Annotated in this window: 18 protein-coding genes; 8 read left to right on the top strand and 10 right to left on the bottom strand. The window is 66.0% G+C overall.

What is annotated here, in order from left to right:
• Positions 1-41: 41 nt before the first annotated feature.
• The 3 genes from smc to ACYVD7_RS07510 all read right to left on the bottom strand — a co-directional run bounded on the left by smc (position 42) and on the right by ACYVD7_RS07510 (position 4,328).
• Positions 42-3,545, bottom strand: a complete 3,504-nt coding sequence (smc, locus tag ACYVD7_RS07520; RefSeq protein WP_460761127.1) for a chromosome segregation protein SMC — start codon at positions 3,543-3,545, stop codon at positions 42-44.
• A gap of 190 nt (positions 3,546-3,735) precedes the next feature.
• Complete coding sequence (locus ACYVD7_RS07515) at positions 3,736-4,026, bottom strand: BolA family protein (protein ID WP_460761862.1); 291 nt, start codon at positions 4,024-4,026, stop codon at positions 3,736-3,738.
• A 2-nt stretch (positions 4,027-4,028) separates the two neighbouring features.
• The gene (locus tag ACYVD7_RS07510) at positions 4,029-4,328 is read right to left on the bottom strand and encodes a YciI family protein (RefSeq protein ID WP_460761125.1); all 300 of its coding nucleotides are present in this window, start codon (positions 4,326-4,328) and stop codon (positions 4,029-4,031) included.
• Positions 4,329-4,737: 409 nt separating this feature from the next.
• On the opposite strand from ACYVD7_RS07510, the gene ACYVD7_RS07505 reads away from it, so the two are divergent.
• The 3 genes from ACYVD7_RS07505 (at position 4,738) to ACYVD7_RS07495 (ending at position 8,507) form a co-directional block, all read left to right on the top strand.
• Positions 4,738-5,679: a segregation and condensation protein A gene (locus ACYVD7_RS07505; RefSeq protein WP_460761122.1), complete on the top strand. Its 942-nt coding sequence runs from the start codon at positions 4,738-4,740 to the stop codon at positions 5,677-5,679.
• 112 nt (positions 5,680-5,791) lie between these two features.
• Positions 5,792-6,751: an SMC-Scp complex subunit ScpB gene (scpB, locus tag ACYVD7_RS07500; protein WP_460761119.1), complete on the top strand. Its 960-nt coding sequence runs from the start codon at positions 5,792-5,794 to the stop codon at positions 6,749-6,751.
• Positions 6,744-8,507 (top strand): pseudouridine synthase, encoded by a 1,764-nt coding sequence (locus tag ACYVD7_RS07495; protein WP_460761116.1) that lies wholly within the window; start codon positions 6,744-6,746, stop codon positions 8,505-8,507. Before scpB ends, ACYVD7_RS07495 begins: the two co-directional genes overlap by 8 nt.
• Positions 8,508-8,631: 124 nt before the next feature.
• On the opposite strand, the gene ACYVD7_RS07490 is transcribed toward ACYVD7_RS07495, so the two are convergent.
• Complete coding sequence (locus tag ACYVD7_RS07490) at positions 8,632-10,821, bottom strand: FG-GAP repeat domain-containing protein (protein WP_460761112.1); 2,190 nt, start codon at positions 10,819-10,821, stop codon at positions 8,632-8,634.
• 276 nt (positions 10,822-11,097) lie between these two features.
• Here ACYVD7_RS07490 and ACYVD7_RS07485 point away from each other — a divergent pair, with 276 nt between their 5' ends.
• A complete protein-coding gene (locus ACYVD7_RS07485; RefSeq protein ID WP_460761110.1) occupies positions 11,098-12,951 on the top strand; it encodes a glycoside hydrolase family 13 protein in 1,854 nt (617 codons plus the stop codon).
• A gap of 40 nt (positions 12,952-12,991) precedes the next feature.
• Here ACYVD7_RS07485 and ACYVD7_RS07480 read toward each other — a convergent pair whose 3' ends face one another.
• Positions 12,992-13,876, bottom strand: a complete 885-nt coding sequence (locus ACYVD7_RS07480; RefSeq protein WP_460761107.1) for an alpha/beta hydrolase — start codon at positions 13,874-13,876, stop codon at positions 12,992-12,994.
• A gap of 173 nt (positions 13,877-14,049) precedes the next feature.
• Between ACYVD7_RS07480 and ACYVD7_RS07475 the strand changes: the two genes are divergently transcribed.
• Positions 14,050-14,592 (top strand): peroxiredoxin, encoded by a 543-nt coding sequence (locus ACYVD7_RS07475; RefSeq protein WP_460761105.1) that lies wholly within the window; start codon positions 14,050-14,052, stop codon positions 14,590-14,592.
• Positions 14,593-14,730: 138 nt separating this feature from the next.
• Here the strand turns inward: ACYVD7_RS07475 and ACYVD7_RS07470 are convergent, their stop codons facing one another.
• Both ACYVD7_RS07470 and ACYVD7_RS07465 read right to left on the bottom strand, forming a co-directional pair.
• The gene (locus ACYVD7_RS07470) at positions 14,731-16,218 is read right to left on the bottom strand and encodes a hypothetical protein (RefSeq protein ID WP_460761102.1); all 1,488 of its coding nucleotides are present in this window, start codon (positions 16,216-16,218) and stop codon (positions 14,731-14,733) included.
• 209 nt (positions 16,219-16,427) lie between these two features.
• Positions 16,428-17,504, bottom strand: coding sequence for a hypothetical protein (locus ACYVD7_RS07465; RefSeq protein ID WP_460761100.1), 1,077 nt, complete (start codon positions 17,502-17,504; stop codon positions 16,428-16,430).
• A gap of 444 nt (positions 17,505-17,948) precedes the next feature.
• Here ACYVD7_RS07465 and ACYVD7_RS07460 point away from each other — a divergent pair, with 444 nt between their 5' ends.
• From ACYVD7_RS07460 to ACYVD7_RS07450, 3 genes are all read left to right on the top strand, one after another.
• Positions 17,949-20,126 carry an Ig-like domain-containing protein gene (locus ACYVD7_RS07460; protein WP_460761097.1) on the top strand — a complete coding sequence of 726 codons (2,178 nt, stop codon included), beginning with the start codon at positions 17,949-17,951 and terminating at the stop codon, positions 20,124-20,126.
• A 190-nt stretch (positions 20,127-20,316) separates the two neighbouring features.
• Positions 20,317-20,472 carry a hypothetical protein gene (locus ACYVD7_RS07455; RefSeq protein WP_460761094.1) on the top strand — a complete coding sequence of 52 codons (156 nt, stop codon included), beginning with the start codon at positions 20,317-20,319 and terminating at the stop codon, positions 20,470-20,472.
• Positions 20,473-20,645: 173 nt separating this feature from the next.
• Entirely contained in the window at positions 20,646-21,086 is a 441-nt protein-coding gene (locus tag ACYVD7_RS07450; RefSeq protein ID WP_460761091.1) for an FHA domain-containing protein, read from the top strand.
• A gap of 114 nt (positions 21,087-21,200) precedes the next feature.
• Here the strand turns inward: ACYVD7_RS07450 and ACYVD7_RS07445 are convergent, their stop codons facing one another.
• The 3 genes from ACYVD7_RS07445 to ACYVD7_RS07435 all read right to left on the bottom strand — a co-directional run bounded on the left by ACYVD7_RS07445 (position 21,201) and on the right by ACYVD7_RS07435 (position 25,059).
• Positions 21,201-21,710: a DUF1993 domain-containing protein gene (locus tag ACYVD7_RS07445; protein WP_460761087.1), complete on the bottom strand. Its 510-nt coding sequence runs from the start codon at positions 21,708-21,710 to the stop codon at positions 21,201-21,203.
• A gap of 186 nt (positions 21,711-21,896) precedes the next feature.
• Entirely contained in the window at positions 21,897-23,954 is a 2,058-nt protein-coding gene (locus tag ACYVD7_RS07440; protein WP_460761085.1) for a M13 family metallopeptidase, read from the bottom strand.
• Positions 23,955-24,141: 187 nt separating this feature from the next.
• A complete protein-coding gene (locus tag ACYVD7_RS07435) occupies positions 24,142-25,059 on the bottom strand; it encodes a M14 family metallopeptidase (RefSeq protein WP_460761082.1) in 918 nt (305 codons plus the stop codon).
• Between the last annotated feature and the right edge of the window lie 122 nt (positions 25,060-25,181).

The raw sequence follows: 25,181 nt of genomic DNA, 5'->3' as shown, positions 1-25,181 counted from the left end.
GGATTGGAAAGACTGCGTTCTTTCGACTGGTGCCCAGTGCTTTACGCGGCGCCGGCCAGGCGCGTGGCCTCGGCCAGGTCCACGGACACCAGGCGGCTGACGCCCGGTTCGCGCATGGTCACGCCCGAGAGCTGGTGGGCCGCTTCCATCGTCGCCTTGTTATGGGTGACGAAGAGGAACTGTACCGCCTCGCTCATCTCGCTGACCATCGAGGTGAAACGACCGACGTTGGCTTCGTCGAGCGGCGCGTCCACTTCGTCCAGCAGACAGAACGGTGCCGGGTTCAGGCGGAAGATCGCGAACACCAGCGCGACCGCAGTCATCGCCTTCTCGCCGCCGGAGAGCAGCGAGATGTTCGACACGCGCTTGCCCGGCGGTCGAGCCATGATCGCGACACCGGTATCGAGCAGGTCTTCGCCGGTGAGCTCCAGGTAAGCGTGACCGCCGCCGAAGAGGCGCGGATACAGCTCCTGCACGCCCGAGTTGACGCGGTCGAAGGTGTCCTTGAAGCGGCCGCGCGTCTCGCGGTCGATCTTGCGGATGGCTTCTTCCAGCGTTTCCAGCGCGGTGGTGAGGTCGGTGTCCTGGGCGTCCAGGTATTCCTTGCGCTGCGCCTGCTCCGCATGTTCGGCGATCGCGGCGAGGTTGACCGGCTCCAGGCGACGGAGCTTGCCGTCGAGGTCGGTGACCACCTTTTCCCACGCCGAAGGATCGGCGTCATCGGCCAACGTGTTGACCACGTCCTCGATCACGAAGCCGGCCTCGGCAATCGCGGTGCTCAGGGTTTCGGCCTTCAGCACCAGCGCCTGCTGCTCGAGTCGGCGCTGGCCGATGGCTTCGCGCTGCGAGATCGCCTGTTCGTCGCGGGTATGGCGGGTCTGCTCGAACTGGCGCAGTTCGTTGTCGATGCCGTCCACCGCGGTACGCGCCGCGGCGAGGTTCTGCTCGACGGTGACGCGCTGCTCCAGTGCAACCTGACGCTGCTCTTCCAGCGTGTGCACGGGTTCATCGCCTTCGGCGAGCTGCTCGGCGAGTTCGCCCAGGCGCGAGTCAAGCTGGCCACGCTGGCCGCCCATGCGATCCAGCGCCTGCATCAGGCCGGCGATCTGGGCACGCTGGGTTTCCACGCTCAGCAACAAGGCCTGCGCCGCGTCGCGGGATTCGCGGGCCATGGTGCGGGCCTGCTCGCGGGCTTCGCCCAGGTTGCGGCGTTCCGTATCGAGGGCCAGGCGCGCGTCCTCGAGCTCGGCCATGCGCATGACCGCTTCTTCCTGGCGGGCGCGGGCTTCGCTGGATTGCTCGCGGGCCCCATCGAACGTCGTGACGAGCTGTGCGAGTTCCGCGTCGATCTTCTCGATGCGGCCTCGGGCGTTGTCGAGGCGACCCTGCTGGCTCTGCAGCTGACCGGCAAGTTCGGAGACGCCGCGATGCGCCATGTACAGGGCACGCTGCGCATCTTCGCGATGCTGCTCGGCGGCGAGCAGACGGTCGCGCCAGGCGGTGATGCCGCGTTCGAGTTCGTGTTCGCGCTGCTGCAGTTCCTCGATCTGCGCACGCAGCGTCTGGATCTCGCGCTCGCGCAGCAGCGCGCCCTGCTTGGCCGCACCGGAGCGCAGCACGCGCACCCAGCCAGCGCCGAGGCGCTCGCCGTTGCGGGTGATGACCGATTCGCCGTCGCCCAGCTGCGGAAGCATTGCACGCGCGTCCGCCAGCGTTTCGGCGGTATGCAGTTTGGCAAGGATGCGACGGATCGCGATCGGCCCCTGCACCTTCGACGCAAGCGAGGTCGGCGCAAAAGCGACGGCATCGTTGTGCGGATCAACCAGCGACAACCGGCCTTCTCCGAGTTCGCCGATCGCATCGACCAGCGCTTCGGGTGCTTCGACCAGCACGCCTTCGATCAACTGACCCAGTGCGCCTTCGACGGCGTTTTCCCAGCCCGCTTCGACGACGAGCTTCTCGCCGACGCGCGTGGCGCTGTCCAGCCCGCGCTGACGCAGCCACTGCGTCGCGGCGCCCTGCTCCTGGCCCAACGCGGCATGCTGCAGGGTTTCCAGCGAAGACAGGCGGCCGCGTGACGTCTGCGCCTGCTTGCGAACTTCGGCCAGCTCCGTCTGTGCGGCGCGTTGCTGGTCCTGCAGTTCGGTCAGCGAATGCTTGCGGGTGTCGAGCTCGGTGGTGAGGCTGTCGAGCGATTCTTTCTGGGTGTCGTGCTGTTCCTGGATGCCCGCGAAGGCTTCAGCCAGCGCGGTCAGGTCGAGGGCGGCGCGCTCGGTCGTCAGCGATTCGCGACGGCGGTCGGCATCGAGCGACTGGCGATCGAGGTGTTCGATGCGGGTACGTTCGACGTCGGCGGCACGGGCGGCCTCGGACTGCGCGCGCGTGTGCGTGTCCCAGCGCTGCTGCCAGTCGTTGAGCCGGGTTTCGGCGTCGCGCAGGGCGTCCTGGCGCGCGATGTCTTCCTCGCGCAGCTGTTCCAGGCGCGGTTCGGCGTCCTCGATGGCGTTGCGCAGCACGTCCAGCTTCGACTGGTCGCTGCCGATGTGCTGGGCGATTTCCGCCAGCTGGTTCATCGCTTCGTCGCGCGCACGCTGCAGGCGCGTCGACATCTCGCGCTGGTGCTGGATCTGCTGTTCGATACGGGCCAGTGCGCCGCCGACTTCGTAGCTGGCGGCCTGGGCCTTGTTGAGGTTCTCGGCGGCTTCCTCGCGGCGGACGCGGCCGGTCTCGATCTCGCGTTCGGCTTCGCGCTGCTCGGCGATCAGCTGCTGCAGGCGGGTTTCCTGCTGGCTGAGCTTCTCGCGCTGGGTCTGCAACTTGTGGTCGAGGACGCGGTGTTCCAGCGCCTTCCACTCGGCATCCTTGACCTTCCGCTCGGCCTGGATCGCCTGGTACTGCTCGGCCTGGCGGGCCTGGCGCTTGAGGTGTTCGAGCTGCTTGCCGACTTCTTCGCGCAGGTCCTTGAGGCGATCGAGGTTCTCGCGCGTGTGACGGATGCGGGTCTCGGTTTCCTTGCGGCGCTCCTTGTACTTGGAGATGCCGGCGGCTTCCTCGAGGTAGACGCGCAGGTCTTCGGGCTTGGCCTCGATGATCTGGCTGATCATGCCCTGCTCGATGATCGAGTAGCTGCGCGGGCCCAGGCCGGTGCCGAGGAACAGGTCTGTGATGTCGCGACGGCGGCACTTGGCGCCGTTGAGGTAGTACTGGCTCTGGCCATCGCGGCTGACCACGCGCTTGACCGAGATTTCGTTGAACGCGGCGAATTCGCCGGTGATGGTGTGGTCGGAGTTGTCGAAGATCAGCTCGACCTGCGCCTGCGACACCGGCTTGCGTGCGGAGGAGCCCGCGAAGATCACGTCCGTCAGCGAGTCGCCACGCAGGCGGCTGGCCGAGCTTTCGCCCATCACCCAGCGCACGGCGTCGATGATGTTGGACTTGCCACAGCCGTTCGGACCAACGACGCCGGTCATGTTGGTCGGCAGGTGGAGCGTCGTGGGATCGACGAAGGACTTGAAGCCGGACAGCTTGATCGTGGAAAGACGCATGCGACGCGGGTGCCTCTGGCGGGGCCGTTGCCGGCTTCGCCGCTGGGTTCTGCAACAGGTTAAATAGTTCGCCTAAGCCATTGATTCACTTAGACGAGGTCCGGCCGAATAACCGGAGTCGTCGGCGAGTATAGCGGGGCGATTTCCGCGCGACAGTGGGCCGCGTACGGAATTGTCGCCATACCTCTATTTAGGCCGGGGACGCGCCGGCCTCCTGCGGGGTGCGCGCCCGGATGGCCAGGGCGTGGATATCCGTTGTCATCAACTCGCCCACCGCGGCGTAGACCGCACGATGGCGGGCGATGGGGGTCATGCCGGCGAAAGCGTTGCTGACCACGTCGACCCGGAAGTGCCCACGACCATCGCGTGCCCCGGCGTGGCCGGCGTGCTTGTGACTCTCGTCCTCGATCTCCAGGGACGCCGGGGCCAGCGCGGACTCGATCGCGACCCGGATGGCTTCGACCCGCTGTTCGCGTGGCAGGGTCACGGCAGGACCCGCTTGAACGGACGCACGTCGACCCGGGTGTAGACGCCGGCTTCTACGTAGGGATCTGCGTCGGCCCAGGTGCGGGCGTCTTCGAGCGAGCCGAACTCGGCCACCACAAGACTGCCGCTGAAGCCCGCCGGGCCCGGGTCTTCGGCGTCGATCGCCGGGCAAGGGCCGGCCAGCATCAGGCGACCCTCATCGCGCAGGGCAGTAAGCCTGGCGACATGCGCCGGACGCGCGGCGAGCCGCTTGGGGAGGACATCCGGGCCGTCATGGCCTTCGATCACGTACCACATGCCTTTGTATTCCTGTGCGCAAGGTCGAAGAATTGTAGCCGCGCGTGAATCGCCGCCTTCGCCGTGCCCTTGACGCCATGGGATCCGCTGGACACGCCCCGCCCGGCCCCGTACCCTTGGCGCCAACTACCTGAGGCCGGATGCAGCGGCCGTCGCGACCGGACCCCCACGCCGTCGCCACAACGCACATCGATGTGCGTCGCTGCGCACCCCCGGCCCAAGCCCGCAATCCACTTCACCTCCATCGCCCCGCCCTGCGGGTGCGCAGGCTGAAGCCCATTCGGGCAACGGGACACGCTTTCGACTTTGCAGTCCGTAGCACCTTGCGGTCGCGTCGCACCGGGCCCAGCCCGTTCTGCCGGCGCCGCCGATGACAGCCAATGCCAGGGCCCGGAGGGGCCGGCTTCGAATGACCGATGAAGTAACCCACGGCGACGTAAACGACGGTGGCAGCGCTCCCGCCGCGCCGGAAAACAGCCACAACGCAAGCCGTCCACAGCAGCAGGAAATGCCGCTGGCGATGGTGCTTGGCCAGCCGGTTCTGCAGATCCCGCAAGACCTGTACATCCCGCCGGACGCGCTCGAGGTCATCCTCGAGGCCTTCGAAGGCCCGCTGGACCTGCTGCTGTACCTGATCCGCCGGCAGAACCTGGACATCCTCGACATCCCGGTCGCGGAGATCACCCGCCAGTACGTCGACTACATCCAGACGATGCACGAGATGCGCTTCGAGCTGGCGGCCGAATACCTGGTGATGGCCGCGATGCTGGCCGAGATCAAATCGCGCATGCTGCTGCCGCGCGCGGCGGCCGAGGAAGGCCTGGAGGACGACCCGCGTGCGGAACTCGTCCGCCGCCTGCAGGAGTACGAGCGTTTCAAGAAAGCCGCCGAGGACATCGACTCCCTGCCCCGCCAGGATCGCGATACCACGCCTGCAACCGCCTTTGTGCCGGACCGCGCTTCGGTGAAGCTGCCGCCGCCGGTCGAATTGAAGGAAATGCTGCTGGCCCTGCACGACGTGCTCAAGCGCGCCGAGCTGTTCACCCAGCACGCGATCAAGCGCGATGCGCTCAGCGTCCGCCAGCGCATGGGCGAACTGCTGGAGGCGCTGAAGGACGGCAGCTTCCGCCGCTTCGAATCGCTGTTTACCGCCGAGGAAGGCAAGCTCGGCGTGGTGGTGACGTTCCTCGGCCTGCTCACGCTCGCCAAGGAGCAGCTGGTGGAAATCGTGCAGGAAGGCCCGCTGCAGCCGATCTATGTGAAATCGCTCGCCCTGATGAAGGACGCCGATGAGATCGAGCTGAGCAGCGAGTTCGACGAGCCTGCCGCCAATGACGACTCACGTGCCTGATCCGGGTGCCGGAGGCACAGGCCGCGAGGCGACAGCCGACGCAGCCATGGACCTGGCGACACCCAGTTTCGAACTCCAACCTCCGAACCGTCCACACCGCTACCTGAATCTGATGGACCAAGACCTCATCACCCGCATCGTCGAAGCTGCCCTGCTCGCGGCCAACCAGCCGTTGACCCTGGCGCAGCTGCATTCGCTGTTCCCCGAAGACCAGCCGGCGCCGAACGACAGCGTCGAGCAGGCGCTCGAAACCCTGCGCGAGGCCTGCGCCGACCGCGGCGTGGAGCTGACCGAACTCGCGTCCGGTTTCCGCTACCAGGTCAAGGCCGACGTCCATGCCTGGGTCTCGCGCCTGTGGACCGACCGCAAGACCAAGTACACCCGCGCCACGCTGGAAACGCTGGCGCTGATCGCCTATCGCCAGCCGATCACGCGCGGCGAGATCGAGCAGGTCCGCGGTGTCGCGGTCAGCAGCAACATCATCCAGGCGCTGGAAGAACGCGAGTGGATCCGCGTCGTCGGCCACCGCGACGTGCCGGGCAAGCCGGCGCTGTTCGGTACGACCAAGGCCTTCCTCGACTACTTCGGCCTCAAGCGCCTCGACGAATTGCCGCCGCTGTCGGAGCTGAAGGACATCGGCGAACTCGAGCCGCAACTGCAGTTCGACAACGTGATGAACGACCCGACCCCGATCGAAGCCGGTGGCATCGCCGCCGAACCGGGCGTCGAATCCGGCGACGCGGCGAACGCCGACGACGCCAGCAACGACGACTTCGACAGCGATGACCTTGGTAGCGACGACAGCAACAACGACGAACTCGACGCCAGCGAATCCGAAGACAACCAGATTGAAGGCATCGACGATGCCGACGACGACACCCATGACCCCGCCAGCGATGGCGAACCCGATGCCGCGCCGGGCGAGCGCGCGGAGACCGAGAACGAATTCCAGCACGACAATGACACCGTGCAGGACAACGCCGTCGAGACGACGACCGTTCCCATGACAGATGACGACGCTCAACACTCCCTCGCGGAGTCGGCATCGTCGGAGCAGAAAGAAAATGACTGAAGAAAAGAGCCGCAAGCTCACCCTCAAACGTCCCGGCAGCGAAGCCACCGACGCCCCCAAGCTCGAAGAGCGCCTGCACAAGGTTCTCGCGCAGGCTGGCCTCGGCTCGCGCCGCGCGCTGGAACAGCGCATCGCCGACGGACTGGTGAAGATCAATGGGGATGTCGCCACGGTTGGCCAGAGCGTCACCGGCGGCGACAAGATCGAAATCGACGGCAAGACCTTCGTCGCGACCGCGCTGACCGAACCCGCCCGCGTGCTGATGTACAACAAGCCCGAAGGCGAAGTCACCACGCGCGAAGATCCCGAAGGCCGCCCGACCGTGTTCGAAGCGCTGCCGATGCTCAAGGGCGCGCGCTGGATCGCGATCGGCCGCCTCGACATCAACACCACCGGCCTGCTGCTGCTGACCACCGACGGTGAACTCGCCAACGCGCTGATGCATCCGTCGTTCGAAGTCGAACGCGAATACGTCTGCCGCGTGCGCGCACCGGAAGGCCAGGACGTCGTCGCCGACAACATCGTCGACCGCCTTGCCCGTGGCGTCGCGCTGGAAGACGGCCCGGCCAAGTTCGACGAGATCGAGCGCGTCGGCGGCAGCAACATGCCCCAAGAGAGCCGGCACGACTGGTTCCGCGTCGTGGTGAAGGAAGGCCGCAACCGCGAAGTGCGCCGCCTGTGGGAGTCGCAGGGCTGCCAGGTGAGCCGACTCAAGCGGGTCAGGTATGGCAAGGTCGCCCTCCCGCGCGAACTGCTGCGCGGCCACTCGCAGGAACTGGCTGGCGACAAGGTCGAGGCGCTGCGCAGCGAACTCGGCCTGGAAAGCGACACGCCGTCCGCACTGACGCTGCAGCCGGTGATCGGTCAGCGCAAGGCGTCCAAGTCGACGATCGACCTGCGTAGCCACGAGCGCGCGGCCGGCTACGTCGGCGGCCACAGCACCGCCGACGAAGGTCGCGAACTGCGTCGCTTCGACCACGTCCGCGAAGATCGTCGCGGTGGTCGCGGTGGCAAGAAGCCGCACGGCGGCCTGACCGTCAGCGGCGAAATGGCCGCGAAGCAGTCGCAACACAAGCCGTTCAAGCAGCGCAAGGAAAAGGGTCCCAAGCCGCTGCCCGAGGGCAATCCCGCCGCGTTCCGCAGCTGGTACGTGCCTGATGGCGTGGAAACCGGTCCCAGCGGTCATCGCAATCCGGAAAGCCGCGGCCCGGGACCGGGACGTGGCAACAAGGGTGGGCCCTACGGCAACAAGGGTCCGCGTCCGGCGGGTCGTCCCGGCGGCGGCCCTGGTGGTGGTGGTTTCGGCGGCGGACAGGGCGAACGCGGTCCGCGTCGCGAAGGTGGCTTTGGCGGCCCCGCGCAGGGTGAACGCGGTCGCGGCGGCAATCCGGGTGGTGGTGGTCCGCGCCGCGAAGGCGGTTTCGGTGGCCAAGGCGACGCTCGCGGTCCGGGTGGCGAACGCGGTCCGCGTGGCCCCGGCGGCGGCGGTCAGGGCCGTGCGCCCAAGCCGTACGGTCATCCGGGCAACGCGCCGAGCTTCCCCTCAGACCACGCCTACGGTGGCGGTTTCAATCCTTACGGCGACAAGCCGCGCAGCCCGCGTCCCGCGGGTGGACGCCCCGGCGGCAAGCCGGGCGGCGGTCCGCGTCCCGGCGGCGGCCCTCGCCCCGGTGGCGCTCCCCGCCCCGGCGGTCCGCGCCCGGGTGGTCCCCGTGGTGGCGGTCGTCCGGGTGGCGGACGTCATTCGGGTGGTTGACCAGTAATCCCGTAGCAATGACAGAAAGGGCGCCATGGGCGCCCTTTCTGTTTTCTGCACGCCGCTGGCATCCCGGAACGAAAATGCCTGCCAGCGGGGCATTTCCTCGGTGACGCGACACGCGTTACATCGCGACCACCCAAGCCAGCGTCGTAACGGACGACACGGCCTGCTGTGTACTCGAACTCGCTGATTTCCAGATCGCGCCGGCACCCGTGCCCCTGTTGCGCCAGAGGATGTCCGCCTTGCCGTCGCCGTTGTAGTCGCCGACGCCCGCGACCATCCAGTTCAGATCAGTGATTCCGGTTACCGATTGCTGCGTCGTGGAGAGTCCCGACTTCCAGATGATGTCGCCGCCCGTGGCCCGGTTGCGCCACAGGATGTCGGCCTTGTGGTCACCATCGAAATCGGCGACACCCGCCACCTGCCAGTCCAGGTTGGCAAAGCGCGTCAGGGTCTGCGCCGTAGTCGACAACGCCGACTTCCACAGCAGGTTGGCGCCAGTACTGGCGTTGCGCCACAGGATGTCCGCTTTCGCATCACCATCGAAATCGGCCACACCCGCCACTTGCCAGGCCAGGTCGGTCATCGCCGCAACGGCCTGCTGGCTGGTCGAGAGTGCCGATCGCCAGATCAGGTTGGCCCCGGTCGCGTAATTGCGCCACAGGATGTCGGCCTTGCCATCGCCGGTGAAATCGGCCACGCCCGCCACCTGCCAATTGCCGTCGGCCATCGTGGAGAGGGCTTGCGGCGCGTTGCCGTTGGCCGACTTCCAGATCGTGTTTGAACCGCTGGGCGCATGGCGCCAGAGGATGTCGGACTTGCCGTCGCCATCGAAGTCACCCACGCCCGCGATCTGCCAGGACAGCACATTGACGCCGAGAACCGTCATCCGCGTGGCTGCATTGCCGCCCAGCCAGATGGTGTTCTGGCCGCTGGCGACATTGCGCCAGAGGATGTCCGACTTGCCATCGCCATCGAAATCGCCGCGCCAGTACGCACCCACCGAGCGCACCGAAAGCAACGCCGGATCCGACACCGCCGTTCCGGCGCTGTTGGTGAACACGGCGCGGTACCAGAAGTTGTGCATCGCCGGTGTCGCGATGGAATAGAACGACTGGCTGGCCGAGTTGGCGATGTTCGTCCACGTAGCACCACGGTCGGGACTGAGCTGCCACAGCACGGTCGGCGTGGGCGTTCCGGACGCGATCGCCTGCAGTTGGAACCGGCTGCGCCCTGTCATGTTCCGCGACAAGGGCTGGGTCGTCACCTTTGGCGCCACGGCACCGGCACCCAGCGTGGTGAACGCGTGATCGGCACCGGCATAGGTGGCACCGCCGTTGACGACGTAACGGATGCGCCAGTGGTAGGTGGTGCCCGCCGACAACCCGGACAGGTCGTCGTACAACTGCGCACTGGAATACGCGTTGCTCAGGGCGAGCGCATCCTGGCCCAGTGCCGTGTTGGTCAGTTCGTAAGCAGTCGTCTTGCCCCAGTCAAAGATCGACGTGCCACTGGTGTAGCGGTTGTTGATGTTCGCAAGCAGGCGTACCGAGGACGATGTGAGGCTCTGCAGGTCCGGATTGGGGTAGTACACGTCCGGCGCCGCGCTCGCCCCGACGAACACGCCCTGCTGCGACACGGACCAGTCGTTCACATCGGCGATCGTATGCAGGTAGCCGTTGAGGTAGGAATTGGTGGCCGTTCCGCTCATCGTCGACGTGGATACAAGCGGGAACCAGATTTCGAAGGACTTGCCCACTGCGAGCTGGAATCCGAACGACAGCGCCGCGCCGTAGTTTCCCTGGAACGGCGACTCGCAGAACGGATGCCCGGTACTGGTATTGGTCTGGCCGGTGAGTTCCGACATCGGGCCGCCGATCGATCCATAAAAGCAACGCACGGGCGCCGTTTGCGACACCGCGAAACTCGTATTGGGCGGCAGCGTCACTTCCGGGAAAATTCCCGGCGCCTCGCACGAATTACCCAGCACGCTGATCACCATCCGGCCCCAGTACACGTCGCCGACGACGGGCGCGCTGGCATCGTCCTTGCCCCAATAACTGACGTACTGCCCCGTCAGTTGCTCGTAGGTTCCGTTGATGCACTCGAGGTGCGCCTGGTAGGCGATCGACCCATCCAGCCATCGATAGGTCTGTGCCCGTGCGGGGCCGGGCAGCAGCGACAGCGCCATCAGCAGCGGAATCGCCAGGAAGGTGGCGAACTTCGCCACGCGCGTCGCCCGGGATGGCCTGGTTAGGCCTTCCGAGCGACGGGCCAGTGTCGACGATGCAGCGATTTCCAGCTCACGCATTGCAGTTCCCCTCTCTCGTTGCGGTCGCCGGCCGCGGCGTCGCTCCCTTGGAATACGCAGGAAGAACGGAAAAACCGTCATGACGGGCCAACCGGGAGGACTGCGCTGGCCAGCTTCGGTGCAGGCTGTCCGGCCGGCACCGCTACTGGTTGCCCGCTGCATACGAATTCATCCGACCCCGAGTTGCTGCGCCCGCCACGCGCTTGTAGCGTCGCCAGTGTATCTCGCGGCCCGGTACGGTTCCGCCGCAACCCCGTCGCAAGAGGAAAGGCCTGCATGAGACTGCTGATCGCCCTGTGCCTGGCCGTAATGTTCAGCACCGCTGCGCAGGCCCGCGAATACGCCATCGACCACCTCGAACCCGCCAGCTGGTGGATCGGCATGAGACACCATCGCATCGAACTGATGGTGCATGGCGAAGCCATCGGCGCGTTGAAACCACGCCTGTCGCGATCCGGCGTCGCCGTCACAGACGTGCAGCGCGTGGCCAACCCCAACTACCTGTTTGTCACCCTCGACATCGCAGGCGACGCGACGCCCGGCACCTTCGACATCGAATTCCTCGACGGTGATCGCGTCGCCGCGCGCCATCCCTTCCGACTGGATGCTCGCGAACCCGGCTCGGCGCAGCGGCACGGTTTCGATGCGTCCGACGCGATCTATCTCGTCGTGCCCGACCGCTTCGCCAATGGCGATCCGGGCAACGACAGTGCCTCCGACATGAGCGAACGCGCCGATCGCGCCGCAGCCAGCGGCCGCCACGGCGGCGATATCGCCGGCATCGCACAGCACCTCGACTACATCGCGGGCATGGGCTTCACCCAGCTGTGGCCCACGCCGCTGCTGGAAAACAACCAGCCGCGGACGTCCTACCACGGCTACGCCATCACCGACCTCTACCGCATCGATCCGCGCTTCGGCAGCAACAACGACTACCGCGCGCTCTCGCGACAGGCACGTTCGCACGGCATCGGCCTGATCATGGACGTGGTGCTCAACCACATCGGCTCGGCGCACTGGTGGATGCGCGACCTGCCCACGCCGGACTGGATCAACCATGGCGGGACTTTCGCGCCCACCAACCACATGCGTACGACACTGCAGGATCCGCACGCCGCGCCGCAGGACCGGGCGGACTTCGTCGAAGGCTGGTTCGTGCCCGTGATGCCGGACCTCAACCAGCGCAATCCGCACTTGGCCACGTACCTGATCCAGAACACGCTGTGGTGGATCGAATACGCCGGCCTGTCCGGCATCCGCGAGGACACGTTCGGCTACGCGGACACTGCCTTCCTCAGCGAGTGGGGCCGCGCGGTGCTGGAGGAATACCCGGACTTCAGCATGGTCGGCGAGGAGTGGAGCGCCAATCCCGCCACGGTCGCGCACTGGCAGCGTGGCAAGGTCAATCCCGACGGCCACGTGCCGTACATGCCGAGCATGATGGATTTCCCGATCCACATCGCCTTGCGCGACGCGCTGACGGAACCCGAGAGCTGGGGCACCGGGTGGACACGCTTGTACGAGATGCTGGGCAACGATTTCCTGTACCCCGATGCGTCGCGACTGGTGGTCTTCGCCGAGAATCACGACACCACGCGCGTGCTGGCACACCTGGGCGGCGACGTCGGCCTGTTCAAGCTGGCGATGGCGTACATCGCAACGACGCGGGGCACGCCGCAGTTCTTCTATGGTTCCGAAGTGCTGCTGCAGGGCCCACGCCAGCGCGACGATGGCGCCAGCCGCGCCGACATGCCCGGTGGTTGGCACGGCGACAGTGCTGATGCGTTCTCGGGACGCGGACTTTCTGCTGCGCAACGCGACGCGCAAGCCTACCTTCGGCGCCTGCTCGACTGGCGTCGGCGCGCGCCGGTAGTGCAAAGCGGAAAACTGCAGCATTTCGCGCCGAAGGATGGCGTGTACGTGTACTTCCGTTACAACGACACGGGCACGGGCCCGGTGATGGTGGCGTTGAACAGGAACGTGAATCCCACGCCGTTGCAACTGGATCGGTTCAAGGCGTTCATCAAACCGGGCGACCGTGGTGTGAACGTGATTACCGGCGACGAAGTGGAAATCCGCGATTCACTGACGCTGCCTGGAACGTCGGCCACGATCGTTGAGATGCGCTGACGTCAGCTGTGACGACGTCCGATGACCTGCCGGATCCGGATCACTGCCCCGTGGTCTTGTTCGGCGTTGCGGTTTGGTTGGGTACGCCATCGCCGGATGGGACATCGAAAAGCCAACGCACCGCCGTCGGAAATTCCGCACGCCACGCCCGCTCGTTGTGTTCCGCATCATCGACGACGTGGAAGGCCACATTCCCTTCGCTCATCTGCCCGCGCAGGATACGAGCCATGCGTTGCGCGTCGGGAACGGACTCATCGCCCTCCTTGCCGCCCATGTACAGGTAGACGCGCGCATCCGCCGGAAGCGCAGCTTTTTCCGCGCGCTGGAACGATTCCCCGGACACCCAGTAGGACGGCGAGAACACGCCGGCCTTGCCGAACACGCCGGGGTAGCGATGGATCGCGTAGTCCGCCTCCAGCCCACCCAGTGAGCTGCCGAGGATCGCCGTGTGCGCACGATCCGGCAACGTCCGGTAGTTGGCATCGACAAAGGGCTTGATCACCTGCACCAGGTCATCGAGGAAAACGGCGCCGGCATTGGGCAGGAAACGCACGTTCCAATAGGGAATCAGCTCGTTGATGCGCAGGTCGCCGCCATGGTCGATGCCAACGACTATCGCGGCGAAACCGTCGTCGCGCGCAAGGGCATCCATCGATTCGTCGACCCCCCACTCGCCCACGTAGCTGGTGGCGTCATCGAACAGGTTCTGGCCATCGAACATGTACAGCACCGGATAGCGGCGCATGCCTTCGGCATAGCCGGGTGGCAGGTAAACGCGTAGCTGACGCGCGAAGCCGAGATTCAGCTTCAGCGGTGGCATGAGCGTGCTCACGCCGGGCCCCGCCGTGTGGGGCCTGTCGCCTTCGGCGGCATCGACGATGCCGGGCAGGCACAACAGCAATGGCAACAGCAGGCGAATGACCATCGGCGGATCAATCCTTGGGAACCATCACCCTGCCGGGAGCTGGCGTTGCATGCCCATGCCATCGGTCATGGAAGGCTGAAGCGTGGCATTCCGAATCTGTCCGTTCCGGCGAACGTTCAGCCACCCCACGCCTTTTGTCGTATAAGAATGCCTCCCCATCAGGAGCGCCCCACGTGAAACAAGCCAAGTTCGCCATCCTGGGCCTTGTCGGCGCCCTCGCCTTCGCCTCGCCGACCTTTGCGGCGTTGAAGGTGGGCGCACCCGCACCGGGTTTCAGCGCACCCGCCTACCTCGCGGGCAAGCCGTTCAATTTCAAGCTCGCCGATGCGCTGAAGAAGGGCCCTGTGGTCGTGTACTTCTTCCCCGCGGCCCACACGCCGGGCTGCAACCTGGAAGCCCACCAGTTCTCCGAAGCCATCGACGATTTCAAGGCGCGGGGCACCACGGTCATTGGTGTCACCGCGGGCAATGTGGACCAGCTCGCCGACTTCTCGAAGGAAACCGAACACTGCGGCGGCAAGTTCCCGGTCGCGGCGGACGTGGGTGGCAAGATCGCGAAGCAGTACGACGCGACCCTCGCGATGAAGCCCGAATGGTCCAACCGGACGTCCTATGTGATCGCGCCGTCGGGTTCGATCACGCATGTGTATTCGGACCTCAATCCCAACCAGCACGTGAAAGAGATGCTGGATGCGGTGAAGTCGATCGGGAAATAGAAACGGGCAGCGGGAGAGACAGTCCGCCTGATTGAACGTCCGGTCGCCTTCGCCGTGGACTTCCGGCGCTGGGTGATAACGGATCTGGTGACGTCCAGGGAAAACGAAACGGGGCTCACCAGCCCCGTGCGCACGTCCCTAGGGCTCCAATCGAAGCTGCTCCAGTCGCGTCCAGCGCAGACCCGGCGACTTGGGCCGCGGCCGAATGCGTGCCAGCGGCAACAACGACTGCGACGTGGTCCCGGTGATGGTCGGCGGCAACACCTGCGCAGGACAGACCACGACGTGTCGGATGCGCAGCGGACTCACCGTCATCACCGTCGTCCGGGTGACACTGGCGTAGCTTGCGGACAATGTTCCCGATGCCACCGTAGTCGTTGGGACCGTGGTGATGACGAAGGTTGCGTGCGTGGCGCCCTGCGGCACCAGCACGCTGGCAGGCACGGAGAACGCCGCGCTCGCACTCGACAGGGTGACCGTCGCTCCGCCCGCAGGCGCGGCCGCGGTGAGTGTCACCTCGCCGGTGCTGGGATCGCCGCCCCTGACCGCGCTGGGGTTCGCGCTCACTGCTCCCAGGGCCGCCACGGGCGCCGAAGGCTTCCACCCCAGCTTGACCACTTCGAAGTCGCTGGCCTTGAGCGCACCGAATGCCGGGTTGAGCACGCCGTTGTCCCAGCGCACGTCGAATGTTCCCGAGATGTACATGTCCGAACCGTTGTCGGCGACGATCAGCCCGTACTTCTGCATCGCGCGGAAGATCTTCCTTGCGATCGGATCGCTGGTGCGCAGCGCAGGATCGGCGCCGTTGACGCTGGTTTTCAAGCGGAGTCGCGCGCCCATCGGCAACGCGCCCGAGGTGCTGCCGGCGGTATGCGATGCGGGATAGACATGGCCGTTGGTCGAACGCACGGTAACGCGCAAGGCATGCCTGATTTCGGCCACCGCGGCGTTGCCGGCTTCGTCATAGCGAACCAGGCCCGGAAAGATCGCCAGGCCAGCGGCGTCAGCCGACGTCCAGCCTTCCGGGCGGCGATCGTTGCGGTTCATGTCGAAGAACGCGCCCGATCCGGCAAACCACTTCGCCTGCGTCGGTGAGTAGTACACGTTGTACAACTCATAGAGATGATTGTTGGTGCAGTCGATCATCAGCAGGTGGCGATCGGAGTCGCTCCGCTGGTCGATGTTGCCCGACGGGCCGCCTTCGACCCAGTGCGCCTGGGTGATCGCCTGCGTGGGGATCGGGTAGAACGGCGTGCCCTGCCCCGTCGCCATGTCCACGCCATCGCTTTCGTCCCAATAATCGAACGCCACCGCCTGCTTGGCCTGCGTTCCATTGACGACCGCATACGGGAATCCGTAGATCGATGCGCTACCGGGTGTCTCTTCCCCACCGAAATCCGGATGCAGGCCGCGGCTGGTGCCAATGAAGGAAATGAAGCTCGCGGACGACGGATCGACCGGCGCCGAAGTGATGTCCGTGTTCCACCAGTTGTCCGCCGGGAACACCTGCGACTGCACCGGAGCGCCCTGGGCCGGAAGCGAAGCCGGACACTGGCCAACGGCAGCCGGCACCATCAGCATCAGGCCAACCAGTACGACAACTGCGCGTGCGATGCGTCCAGGCATGGGCTTGTCCCGAAAGTCTCCAGCGAGCCGTGATAGTGATCCGCAGGTCTGGCATGGGCAATTCGCCTCCCGTCGTTCTGGGTGCCTCATCGCAGTTCCCAAGGGACTTCACGCACCGCACACATTCGCATCGGCACGCGCGGATGGCTGCCGGAAACGAAAGAGGCCGGCTTGCGCCGGCCTCGAACGTGTTGCAAGCGGGATGTTGCTCAGCGACCCGGTACGCGGCAGCAGGTTGCGCGGACCTGGACGGTGTCCGAGTCGATGCCGTTGTTCTTGCCCGACGCCTTCCACTTGTCCGGCAGGATCCCGTGCGACTCACCGATGGTCCAGTCGTAGGAGTTGGTGTTGTTGCCGGTCACGAACACGCCACCACCGGTGACCGTGTAGCCCGCCGGGCAGGTTGCGGTGAGGGTGTAGTTGCCACCGGCCGCCACCTGGGGCTGCACGGCGTTGGCCTGCACGCAGTCCAGACCCGTCGCCGTCGGCGCGGAGAAGTAGCCCACGACATCGCCCACCAGGTGCGTCGCACCGCTGGCGAAGACGCTGAAGCCGTAGGCATCGCCCACGGTCTGCTTGACGACCGTCTCGTTCGAGACGTTCTGGTTGGGAACGTACAGCAGGCTTGCAGCGAGCGGCTTGACTTCGTTGTATGGCCACAGCGTCACGAAGCCGCGGATTTTCGGCAGGGCGCTGGTGATGTTGATCACCACGGCAGCCGGATTGGCCGGTATGCCGCAGTCGGAAGCGGCTGTGCCGCCCTGTGCGGAGAAGTTTCCGCCCGGGTTGGAGGCAACAAAGTTGCGGGTTTCCTGGTTGGCCAGCTGGCCGCCGGCAACGCGCGTGTCGAAGATGCGGCACGGAGTGACGACGTTGTAGACCAGGTCGGACGTCGGGCTACCGAGCAGCTGCGCCGTGAGCTGGGCGGGTGCCGTGCTCTTGGCGTAGGCGTCGATCACCTTGCTGTCCTTGGTGTTGAAACCCAGGAGCACGCCAACCATGCCTTCGTAGGTTTCCATCTTCGCTGCGCGACGCAGGTTGCCCGCGTCCGCGGTTCCGAAGGCAGGTCCCATCGAGCGCGCCCAGACCACCGGATCGATCTTGCGGGTGGCCTTAACGTAAGCACTCCACTTGTAGACGATGGTGCGGATCAGCTCATGCCGTTCCGATTTGACCATCGGCGCGCCGGTATCGACGGCATCGGTCCTGATCACGGCGCCGGCAATGGCGCTGAAGGCGATACAGCCAGCCGCAACAGCAGCCAGCCTGAAGGCTGTGGTTTTCATCAACGTGTCTCCCCTGTCCCTACGCCGATGTGACGCGGTTCTCGGAAAATATGTGATGACGGCGTGAATTTCAATATTTGAGGACTGTTTCTCACACTTGTAATGAAACACGTGCTTGAAGCTGACCTTCCTGAAGCCATTCCTGCCCACGTGTGTCAGCTAGTGCCTGCGGCGGAAGTCCCCTCTCCGTGAGTTGATGGTTCACGACGGCGCAGTTTGCTGCGCTGCAGCATATTCTGCGCAAACTGGATGCGCAGACGCCGCGTTCAGCTGGCCCCTTCCGGGTCACAACCCCGTCAAGGCATGGTCCTAGCTCGATCAGGCTACGCGGGGCACGGCGCTTGGCAGAGGCCGATGTCCCACTGGCCGTTGCGGCCGGACTCCCCCGTTCACCCTGCTGACTGCAGCGCTCACGGGGATCGCCGCAGGAACAGGGGAAACACCATGCTCAGACTCGGCCTCATGGCATCGCTGGTCCTGCTCGCGATCGCGGGCCAGGCGTCGGCCAAGCAGTTGGAAGCCACCGACGACCTTGCCGTCACTCAACCGGCACAAGCAGTCCTGGTCGACGTCCTTGCAAACGACACCCAGCTCGGCGGCGGATTACGCATCCTCAGCGTCAACAAGGCCGACCACGGCATCACCGGGATCGAGAACGGACGCATCCGGTACGTTCCCAAGGCCGGGTTCCAAGGGTCGGATAGCTTTCGCTACAAAGTGCAGGCGGCCAAGTCAAAGCCGGCCGAAGCAACGGTGAATGTAGAGGTCGGCGCCAGTGGCGTGGCACTGCGACTGGTCGGGCAGGTCGTCGACGAACCCGTTCCCGGCGCCACGGTCACGGCTTCCATCGGTGGCTTCAACTTCGTCGGCCATGCCGACGCCACCGGCCACTACGTCCTCGATATCGCCGCGCTGCGCGGCGACGCCTTCGTGACATTGGCAGCGACGGGCGTTTCGCCCTCGGGCGCGGACGTGCGCTTCTACTCCGTCGTCGGCGAGATCGCCCGACTGGCCAGCGCGGCAGGCAGCGACGGCGTCCTGGTGCGCGACGAACTGAACCAGGTCAACGTCACCAATCTCTCAACCGCGCAGTATCTGTTGCTCACCGACGCCAACGACGGCGTGCCCGTCGGCAGCGACCAGCAACTGCTGCCGCTGACGCAGAACATCAACCTGGACCAGTTGCTGGAGCTCGCCGCGATCATAAAGTTGGTGGTGGACGACAACGTGCCCCTACCCGCCGGAGTGACTGACGCATTGGCTCTGGTGTCCGACCCTGCCGCGACCGAAACATTCAAGGAGGCCCTCGCCCCCGGCCAGCTGGCGACCGCCATCGAATCCGTCGCCGCCGACACCAGCATCACGCCCGAGTTCCGGGCAGGTGCCTTGCCCACTGGTTACGCCACCATTTCCCCGAGTGCACCGGGCACCATCCGCGTCGGCATTTCCAGTGGCGTGCTGTACCACTTCGACGGGACCGCTGCCGGAACCTCCGGCACCGCGACGGTCATCGACGCGTCGCCGGGTTCAACGCCGCCTGCCACCTGGCAGCTCGTGAACGGTGAACTGGTGATCACGCCGGCCGCGTCCTACACCACCGACCCGTACGAGGATTTCCCCGTGCCACCGCAGTGCGTGGCCACCGACTATTACCAGGTACGCGACACCGAACTGCAGACGCGGCTGATCCGCCTGCAGGACGGACCGGGCATGGACTACCTGAAGATCGTCACCACCGCTATCCGCCAGTACGAGGACTTCAACCCCGGCGACGGCTGCGTGCCCCCCGCAGATGGTCCGGTCGACTACACCTATGTGCGCCTCGCGTTCGAGGACGGCGCCGGCGAGATCCCCTTCACCAGCAACGAAGCCCTGGGCCAGATCGCCCTCTCCCATTTGCAACCGGGAGTGTTTCCGGGTTTCACCGACAACCACACCTGGGCCTCGGCGATCCATGATTTCAACACCGGCACGGTTGCCATTCCAGGAACGCAGCCGGGCTTCACCTACAACGTCAGCAACGGACGGTTGCACGTCCAGCTGACCAACGCAAGCACTCTTGAAACCACCGACTACGAACACCGCCGCTACCAGCTGGACGGCGCACTGGGCGAAGGCATCTTCACCATCGCCACGCAGCCAGACGGCAACCCGGTGTCGACGTACGAGCTCGCCAGCCGGGTCAGCGGCGCCACGTTCGACTCGCTTGCGATGCCAGCGCGCTGGCGCTCCGGGTTCGACGTCAGCCAGTTCCAGGGCGACGGCAGCCTGCCCTTCGGCTTCTCGCTCATCCTCAACGGCGACGCAGCCCAGACCGGCTATTACGAATCTGTCGACCTCGACGGGGTTGCCAGTCCGAGCAACTACTTCACCTGGAGCGTCGAAGGCGGCGGAATGGTCTACCGCAGCTACCGCAATCCGCCGTATGGCTCACAACCATCGTGCAGCGTGCCGGTCCCGGGCGCGAACTGCTGGCTGCGCCGCCTCCGCACATGGACGCCGCTCTCGTTCACCCCCGACGGCAACCGCGTCTACGTGCTGGAACGCATCTATGACCGGCAGGGCCCTGCGCTGCCTTTGAACCTGATCGCCGAGCGCATCAACTTCTTCAACCGCGAGTGAAGGCGGCGCAGCAGACGTGAGGCCGCGGAAACGCGGCCTTCCGCGTTTCCGGCCAAGTTTCGGGCGACGCCCTGAAACCCCCGCCCCGAGTGTGTTCCCTGCCCGCATTCGCGCCGCCGCCACGCACCGCATCGGCCCGGGCGCGTCGCGATGGCCTACACTGGCCTTCCCTCCTTGAGATGATCCCTCCTTGGCCAAGCCCAACTACTCGTTCGAAAAGCGCCAGCGCGAAATCCTGAAGAAGAAGCAGCAGGACGAAAAGCAGGCGAAAAAGAAGGAAGCGCGCGACGCCGCAAAGGCCTCGACCGGCAACACCGGGCGCGACCCGTCCGCCAGCGGGCATTAGCGCAACGCCAGCGGCACGGGCGCCGGGGTGGCCAAGGCCGGGCGGATTCCCGCCTGAGACCTGACCACCTTCGCCGCCCATCACTGCAAAAGCTTCAGACCGGGCGTTTCGACCGCTTTTGTGCGACACCGGCCGTGGTAGTTTCCGGCCCACCGTCCATATCCGTCGCGCCCATGAACGCCCCTCCGTCCGATCCGGAATACCTGCTGCGGGGCGTTGCCGGTGCGGTCTTCGGACGCAGCTACCACCTGCTGGCGCCGACCACCGTCGGCCGTTCGGCGGAGTGCGACATCTGCCTGCCCGGCTCCGGCCTCTCCCGCGTGCATGCCCGCCTGCGACCCCTCGACTACGGGATCGAGATCGAAGACCTGACGTCGACAAATGGCAGTTTCATCAACGGACATCGCATCACCACTGCGATCGCCCGCGCCGGCGACGAGATCGCTTTCGACGACCTCCGCTTCCGCATCAGCGCCATTAACCCGACGCCGCGGCCGGCGATCCAGCCGCGTCATGCGAACGGACAACGGTCGCGCTGGATCTGGGCAGTGCTGGCCGTAGTCATGACCGCGGGGGCCGTCGCCGTATTCGCCACCGGTTGGCTGGCAAATTGAGCGGCGCATTCCGGCCCCTGTAACCCGGCTCTTCTCACCACGCCCCGATTGCTCAAGCGGCACAGCACGCGGAAGGCGTGCAGCCTCGATCCACTGCATGCCTGGACCAACGCCTCAGTAGGCGCCCATGAAATCCTTCTTGCCGATCTCGACTCCGCCGTGGCGCAGCAGCCCATAAGCCGTTGTCACGTGGAAGAAGAACTGCGGCAGCCCATACCGCAGCAGGTAGTCCTGGCCGCTGAGGGTGCGCTCCTTCGGCGTGCCCGGGCGCAGCACGATCTCGCGCAGCTCGCTGCCTTCGAACCGCGCCGGGTCGAGGCCGTCGATGAAGGCGAGGGTCTTCGCGATGCGCGCCTGCAGTTCGGAGAAGGTCTGTTCGGCGTCCTCGTACGACGGCACGTCCTCGCCCGCCAGACGCGCCGGCACGCTCTTGGCGAAGTCGCTTGCGATCTGCACCTGGCGCACCAGCGGGAACATGTCGGGGAACAGGCGCGATTGCAGGAATGCGGCGGGGTCGATCTTGCGTTCGGTCGCATGCGTCTCCGCTTTGGCCAACACGTCGGCCAGTGCGCCGAGGATCTGCTTGAACACGGGAACGGATGCGGCGTGCATCGAGACGGTCATGTGCGGACTCGCTGGTTTGGGGGTGCCGCATCATAGGCGCTGCGACGTGTCGCCGGGTGACGTCAACCGGTACGCGCGAAACGAGGTCCTGCCACCCCGTGCCGGAAAACAAAGACCCGCCAGATGGCGGGTCTTTGCATGCACGGTTCCAACCTTGTTGCTGGAGCTCGTCGTTGGGCGAACGCCTTACCAGACACGCACCCGCTCTTCCGGCGGCAGATACAGTGCGTCACCCGGCTTCACGTCGAACGCGGTGTACCACGGGTCGAAATTGCGCACCGGGCCATTGGCACGGTATTGCCCCGGCGAATGCGGATTGGTCTTGATCAGGTTGAGCAGCGCTTCGTCGCGGTACTTGCCCTTCCATATCTGGCCGAAGGCGAGGAAGAAGCGCTGGTCGCCCGTCACGCCATCGATCACCGACGCCGGCTTGCCGCCCAAGCTCAGCTGGTAGGCGGTGTACGCCATCGAGATGCCGCCCAGGTCACCCAGGTTCTCGCCCATGGTCAGTGCGCCGTTGACGCACTGGCCCTTCAGCGGGCAGTACGCGTCGTACTGCGCGCCCAGCACCTTGGTGCGCTTCTCGAAATTGGCGCGGTCCGCGTCGGTCCACCAGTTGCGCTGGATGCCGGCGAAGTCCGACTTGCTGCCCTGGTCGTCGAAGCCGTGGCCCATCTCATGGCCGATCACCGCGCCGATACCGCCGTAGTTCACCGCAGGATCAGCGTTGATGTCGAAGAACGGCGCCTGCAGGATCGCCGCCGGAAACACGATCTCGTTGAACGTGGAGTTGTAGTAGGCGTTGACCGTCTGCGGCGTCATGAACCATTCGTCGCGATCGGGCTTGGTGCCGATGCGGCGGGTCTCGTCGTCGCGGCTGTAGTGCCGCATCTGCATGACGTTGGCCATCAGGTCCTTGGGCACGATGCTCACGCTGGAGTAGTCGCGCCACTTGCTCGGATAGCCGATCTTCGGACGGAAGGTTTCCAGCTTGTGGTAGGCCTCGGCCTTGGTCGCCGCGCCCATCCAGTCGAGCTGCTCGATGTTCCTGCGCAGCGCCGCGCGCAGGTTGGCGACCAGCTGGTCCATCGCCGCCTTCGACTGCGGCGTGAAATGACGTTCCACATAGAGCTTGCCGAGCGCATCGCCCAGGCCTTCCATGCCACCGACCAGTCCAACCGCGCGCTTCCAGTCGTCGCGCTGCGCCTTCTGCCCGCCCAGCACCGTGCCGTTGAACGCGAACGCGGCATCGTCGATCTCGTGGCTCAGCAACGGCGCGTTGCCGTTCACCGCGTGAAACGTCAGGTAGTCGCGCCATACCGGCAACGGGGTGCCCGCGATCACGTCCAGCACCGGCTGCACCGCGCTCGGCGTCGCGACGTTGACGCGATCCACCTTCGACATGCCCTGCGCACGCACCTGCGCCGCCCAGTCGTAACCCGGGTACTGCTTCGCGAAGTCGGCGAAGGACATCACGTTGTAGGTCTTGTCGCGGTCGCGCAGCTTGGCGCGCTCCCACTGCGGCTGCGCCAGCGCGGTTTCCAGCGCGAGGATGGCTTGCGCACGCGCCTTCGCGTCCTTCACCCCGGCAAACCCGAGCATGCGCTCGATATGCGCGACGTACGCGGTACGGATGGCGACGAAGCGCGCATCCTGGTTGAGGTAGTAATCGCGGTCCGGCAGGCCCAGGCCGCCGACGCGCAGCCCGACCAGGTACTGGTCCGGATCCTTGCGATCGAGGTCGACCGACAGCGACACCGGCGCGTTGCTGCCGTCCAGGTCAGCCCGACCGAACGCGTCCACCAGCGCCGCCTTCGACTTGATCTTCGCGATCCGGTCCAGCACCGGCCGCAGCGGCGCGATGCCGGCAGCGTCGCGCGCGGCGCGATCCATGTAGCTGGCGTAGTAGTCGCGCACCTTCTGCGCGTCGCTACCCGGCGTGAGGTCGGTGCGCTGCTGCAGGCCTTCGATGATCGCCTTGACCTGCGTCTCGGAGCGGTCGCGCAGCTCGTTGAACGAGCCGTAGCTGACCTCGTAATCCTTGAGCTGGTAGGTGTCCAGCCAATGGCCGTTGACGTAGCGATTGAAGTCGTCGCCCGGCTTGATCGACGTATCGCGCGCGGTCAGGTCCACGCCGAACGACCCCAGCTGCGGTTTGGCGGACATGTCGGCCGCAAGGGAAGGAGCGGCCGCGGCAAGCGACAGTCCGGCGGCGAGCGCGAGACTCAGGAGCGATGACTTCATGGATGGGTCCCGGCGACGAAGAAACCCGGACCCTACAGCCTGCCGTCGCCGGCGTCGTGTGACTTTGGTTTGGCTGACGGGAATGGAGCGGGTCTGGTGAGGAGTGGCCTGATGGGGCAAAGCGCCCTGGCCAACCGCTGCCCGCCCCGCACCCGCCCAAGCGAGGATTGATGCCCCTGCCCCGCCCTCAATGCCCCAGCGCGTAATCGATCGCCGCGCACACCGCCGCCGCCTGCGCGGCGTTGCATTGCTCCGGCGTGGCGCGGGGGCTGTCGGGATAGACCTCGGTAGTGGTCTTGTAGCGCGCATCGGTGATGCCTGCGCACAGGCCGAGTGCCTTCAACGGGTATTCGATGACGCCGGGCGCCACCACCGTCGAACCGATGATTTCGCCATGCGCGTCCGCCGGCGCGATGTGGGTCACCTTCGCCACCGCCGCGATCACCGCCTGCTGGAAGGCCGGTTGCGGATGCTCGCTGTCGTCGACGAGATAGAAACCGTCGGGGATGCCGCCCGGCACGAACGCATCGCCATCGCGCGCGGCCAGCGCCGGCCGGAACTCGGACTCGTCGGTGTCGGTGGTTTCGTGCAGGTCGATGTGCACCAGCACGCGATCGCGCACCGGCGCGACGAGCTGCATCAGCGCCGCCGATTCGCGTGCGGGGCTGTCTTCGCGGAACGAACGGTTCGGGTCGATGGCGTCCGGGTTCCAGCGGTGGATCCGCTCGTACGCCCACGGACTGATGCACGGCGCGACCAGCAGGTTCGCCCGCCCGGCGTAGTCCGCCGCATGCAGGTCCACGAACCGCAGCGCGCCATGCACGCCGCTGGTTTCGTAGCCATGCACGCCGCCCGACACCAGCGCGACCGGCAGGTCGTCACGCCAGTCGCGACTCTTGATGGCGAACAGCGGGTAGCCGTCGGGGCCGTAGTCCAGGCGGCCGTATTGCAGCACGTCAAAGCGGACGCGCAGTCGGTCGATGACGCTGAGCACGTCCGCGGCATAGCTGCGGTGGCGGGTCTGCCGCGACAGCCATTCGGCCTTCTCGGCGGCGCCCCAGGGCTGGCCGGGCGTACCGATGGGATAGCGGTCTGCGGTCGTCATGTGTCGTCTGCCCTGCGCTGCACGAAGGGCCGGAACTTTAGCACTGCACCGGAGCGCCGCAGACCCGACGGGAACGCACGCAGATCGTCGGCACCCCGGAAGATCGCGGTTTCGGAGCCGAC

The sequence above is a fragment of the Lysobacter fragariae genome, assembly GCF_054779775.1.
The sequence above is the reverse complement of the archived record's forward strand: the minus strand, read 5'-3'. Positions and strand labels throughout refer to the sequence as shown.